The sequence below is a fragment of the Halorubrum tibetense genome (genome assembly GCF_042661865.1).
In the GTDB taxonomy this organism is placed as follows: domain Archaea; phylum Halobacteriota; class Halobacteria; order Halobacteriales; family Haloferacaceae; genus Halorubrum; species Halorubrum tibetense.
This window is the reverse complement of sequence record NZ_JBHSWW010000203.1, coordinates 1-4,566: the sequence shown is the minus strand read 5'-3', so window position 1 is coordinate 4,566 and position 4,566 is coordinate 1. Positions and strand designations below refer to the sequence as shown.

Annotated in this window: 4 protein-coding genes; all 4 read left to right on the top strand. The window is 50.9% G+C overall.

The window, feature by feature from the left end; genetic code table 11:
* Window positions 1-804: HNH endonuclease (locus tag ACFQEU_RS11835; protein ID WP_379782377.1), on the top strand; the 804-nt coding region annotated here is incomplete at its 5' end.
* Window positions 805-902: 98 nt separating this feature from the next.
* Window positions 903-2,177 carry an IS4 family transposase gene (locus ACFQEU_RS11830; protein WP_379782375.1) on the top strand — a complete coding sequence of 425 codons (1,275 nt, stop codon included), beginning with the start codon at window positions 903-905 and terminating at the stop codon, window positions 2,175-2,177.
* 1,399 nt (window positions 2,178-3,576) lie between these two features.
* Window positions 3,577-3,936 carry a DUF7344 domain-containing protein gene (locus ACFQEU_RS11825; protein ID WP_379782373.1) on the top strand — a complete coding sequence of 120 codons (360 nt, stop codon included), beginning with the start codon at window positions 3,577-3,579 and terminating at the stop codon, window positions 3,934-3,936.
* An 82-nt stretch (window positions 3,937-4,018) separates the two neighbouring features.
* Window positions 4,019-4,501, top strand: coding sequence for a hypothetical protein (locus tag ACFQEU_RS11820; RefSeq protein ID WP_379782371.1), 483 nt, complete (start codon window positions 4,019-4,021; stop codon window positions 4,499-4,501).
* The last annotated feature ends 65 nt before the right edge of the window (window positions 4,502-4,566 follow it).

The following is a 4,566-nucleotide window of genomic DNA, read 5'->3' as shown; positions in this document are numbered from 1 at the left end:
AACACACGCGTACACGACAAGAACTCCGTAATCGGCATCATCCGTCCTTGCCACCGCCTACGTCATGCACCTACTTCAACGTGCAAAGCTGAGTTCGTTGCTGAGATAGATAGGATAGGTAGGAATGGCGTAGGGATAATCGATACGACGTCGGGTCACGACATCGTTGTGGAAAACGTGACCGAAGATGATGTCGGCAGACTAATTGAGGCAGAGTTGATAGAAACGCGTCTAGCCAAGAAAGTGTCTGATGACCCGGAGATAGTCAGTAGGCTTCCTTCAGTCAGCGATATAGAAGATATCGAGACAGCGGAAAGGAGCGAGCAGTCTGAAGATACTGATACGAAAGTGTCGGAGAAATTTTCTGGCTCTGAGACGGCGTCCTCAGAGAGTCAGACTGTCAGTGCTGAGGCTTCGGATTCTCAGTCTGTCGAGTCGGAGTCTGGAACGGAGACGCAGACTGTAGATGAACTTCGGAAGGAAGCGGAGGAGGATGCTGTGGAGCAGGTACCACAGGAAGCGACGACTAATACTTCTCAGACAGTTCAGTACACGAGGTCAACGAAAATCAAGGAGTATGTAAAAGCACGTGCTGACGGCGTCTGTGAAGGATGTGGAGAGCCTGCCCCATTCACCAGCAAAACAGGAGACCCGTATTTACACGCTCATCACGTCCAAGAGTTAGGTGATGGAGGCTCAGATACGCCTGAAACCGTCATTGCTCTCTGCCCAAACTGTCACTACAGAGTTCATCACGGCAAGGATGGAGAAGATTACAACAGGGAACCATCCGTCTTTAGCTAAGCGAGAAACAACGTGACAGCGGCGGCTTATCGAGGCATCTTTTCGAGAGGAATGAGGAGGCAACGGCTGTGTCCACCAATGCCTCCTCATATCGGATTATGCATCGGCTCACTACATTGTTTCCCTCCGAGTTCCTTGAAGAGCACGCCGAGGAACTCGGCGTGGTCGAACGTGACCGCAAGCTCCAGATGCCTGCCTTCGTCTGGGTATTCGTGTTCGGCTTCGCCGCAGGCGAAAGCCGAACACTCGCTGGCTTCAGACGCAGCTACAACTCGACAGCCGACGAGACGATCTCTCCCGGCGGCTTCTATCACCGGTTGACGCCGTCTCTCGCAGAGTACTTCCGCGACCTCGTCGAGCGTGGCCTCGACGAGGTCGCTGTCCCTGACACTGTTGACGCCGATATCGACCGATTCAGGGACGTGATGATCGCTGATGGAACCGTCCTGCGGTTGCACGAGTTCCTTGCCGATGAGTACGAAGCTCGCCACGAGGAGCAGGCTGGAGCGAAGCTCCACCTGCTCCATAATGCCACTGAGCAGACGATAGAACGGCTCGACGTGACTGACGAGAAAACGCACGACAGCACGTTGTTTAACACAGGATCGTGGCTCGAAGATCGGCTCGTTCTGTTCGACCGAGCCTACTTCAAGTACCGCCGTTTCGCGTTGATCGATGAGAACGACGGCTACTTCGTGAGTCGGCTGAAAGAGAGCGCAAATCCGGTCGTAACGGAGGAATTACGGGAATGGCGCGGCCGCGCCATTCCCTTGGAAGGTGAGCAGATCCACGATGTTGTGGATGATCTGCACCGCGAGTACATCGACGTGGAAGTCGAAGCCAAGTTCGACCGAAGACCGTACGGAGGAACGCAGTCACGCGATACGAAGCGGTTTCGCGTCGTCGGCGTCCGCAAAGAGGACGCCGACGACTACCACCTGTACATCACGAATCTGCCGAGAGAAGAGTTTCTGCCGTCGGATCTAGGGACGATCTATCGCTGTCGGTGGGAAGTGGAGTTGCTGTTTCGGGAGCTGAAAACGCAGTACGAACTGGACGAGTTCGACACGACGAAGAAGCATGTTGTCGAAATTCTGCTGTACGCGGCGTTGCTGTCACTGCTGGTGAGTCGTGAATTGCTCGATCTGGTCACCGAACAGGCCGACGATGAGATCGTGTTTCCGCCAGAACGCTGGGCGGCGACCTTCCGGTCGCACGCCCAGCTCATCCTCCACGAACTTGGCGAATACCTCGGCTACTCGCCGCCACCACTGCTCGACCGACTGATCGAAGACGCACAGAAGATCCACCAGCAACGGCCAGTGTTACAAGAGACGCTCGCTACCGGTACGCAACCGAGGTGTGAGTCTTAGCTAAAGACGAATACAACAGGGAACTTATCGAGCGACTAGCGGATATTGAGAACGTGTCTGTTGAGTCAATTCGGTCGCAGGGTATATAATTGAGAAGACTGAAATTGTCGTCTTGTCCGAGAAAAGACTCAGCTTCGTCACGCATACTGAGTATGACGACGGAATTTGATCACGGTTGATGTAAGTGCTATATTTGCACCCTCTATTCACCAGGCCGTTTGTGTCAGCGGGTGATGATTTCAACAGAGCCAGCGAACTCAGTTTTCAAAAGGTAGTGGTTTAGATGGCTCAACGAGAAGACATGTGGTTTATATATTCAGTCGCTGCTCAGAAAGTATGCTCTTGAGCAGGCCTTTGCTCTCATGTGGTGGGAGCTGAATTCTGATCTACTCCGGTTTGGAGTCTCAGTTACATCAAGTATGCCTCGTGCTCGCTTGTGGTGTCGCGTCAGTGCTCACTACTGAACAACATCTGATGAAGAAACAATCAACTTGGCATCTATTAGTATATGAACACACAAATAACTCAGTAAATTCCCGATTATTTTTAAACGATGATAGGCAAGACTGTAATGGCCTTGGAAAAGGGCCCGGTGTACAAGCACCGAACCCAGTGCTGCCCCAATGACAGCAAATAGCGATACGCACCCCATAGCACATAATGCTGGGGTTCAGGCGGACGGAGAATCGACAACGAAGACAATTGACGGCCATAGTGAGTTACAACAGCCTGTATCGCGGCTATCAGCTACTGTTGAACACGCACCTTCTGATGCTGGTGGCGTCACACTGATCCGTCAGGATGCTCTAATCCCGATTAATCACCCAGTTACTGACGGTCTTGAGGATTGGCTCAGATACGGATGTGAGCGGGTAATACAGAGAGGTGGCCGCACAGTATGTCCTCCCGTGAGTATGGACAGACAGCCACACAAGCAGTCTGATAAACCCTCACAGGCAGGTTATCATCAATCGGGGTCGTGCGTAAACACAGAGAAATCCGATGGTTGTCTAGTCTATGATTTATTTGAAGCTGGCGACCAATCTGGCCGGTTGTCACACCAGTTGGTTCTCGATCACCCGGAGAGACACCTTTTAGAGTTGACCCTCAAGTCACCACAACCAGCGGATATAGGACTGCTGACTGAAGCGATACACTACCTCAATTCTCGAAATGTACCCGTTCCGTGTGTCGGGAATGTGCGGGTAAAGTGTATTAATCCCCTATATAATAGGGCGGAGACTCTCCACAAACACCGATGTCACGTACTAACAGACGAGATGGCTGAGAAACATAAGCAATGGCGTGAGGTTGTGCACGAAGAGTATGTGACGGCGCTACAAACTCACTTAGTTGTTGATGATGAGCTAAATCCACCAATACGCCCGGAGGAGCATAAATGAGCGAGAAGAGATTACAAAAGGTGGAAATTGCGCAAACGGAGCGCATGGCAAATATGTACGAATGTCTGACATCAACGCGTAGGTGCTACGTTATTAAGATTCTCGAAGAGACCAACAGTGAAGCTATCCCAGTACGCTCGCTCGCTCGGCAAATAACAGCGATTGAGCAGGGTATTCAGGTTGAACATGCCACCGGAAAGCCATACCGGAGTGTGTACAATACACTCGTTCAGACGCACCTGAGTGTCTTAGATGAACTGGATATTGTTGATTACCAAGCAGATGGTAAAATGGTTACCGAGGGCGAAGCTTTGAATGATGCGTTAGGTTTGCTTCAGATTCTATCTGAGAGTTAGTTGGAATGCTGTTTGTTATTACTTTTTTATATGATCAATCTCCGATTAAGTAAGTATATGGAGAAACAATCATAGGTTGCGTATGAGCCAACATCAGCAACCTCTCGATGAGGCGGCACAAATAGACGACACTAGCACAGAGACAACAATCGATATAGGAGATACAGCTGACCAGCAGGATGAGTACACGTACCAATGTCCGATCTGTGGAGTCACGTACAATAATGAAATCACTGCTCGTGTACATATCACGCGTGTCGACGATGATGACCATCTAAATCACAACGGCCTCATGCCAGAAGTAGAGGTAGAGGTACTATCGAGTGATGATGGGGTGTTCGATACTGTATCGCGGCAACCTGAGGAAATTAGTCTGGAAAGCCTGTCGATTGACCAGCTGCCGGCTGGTTATCCGGAGCATCACAAGCAAATAATCAAGATTGCGACTCGTAATCCATATGCGAGTTACACCGAGCTCGAGGATTTGGTTGCTAGTGAGTCCGACCAGTTGGGAATTGAAGTTCCATCTTACAGCTCAGCTTTGCACGTTGAAGTAGGTGCATGACGTAGGCGGTGGCAAGGACGGATGATGCCGATTACGGAGTTCTTGTCGTGTACGCGTGTGTTCGA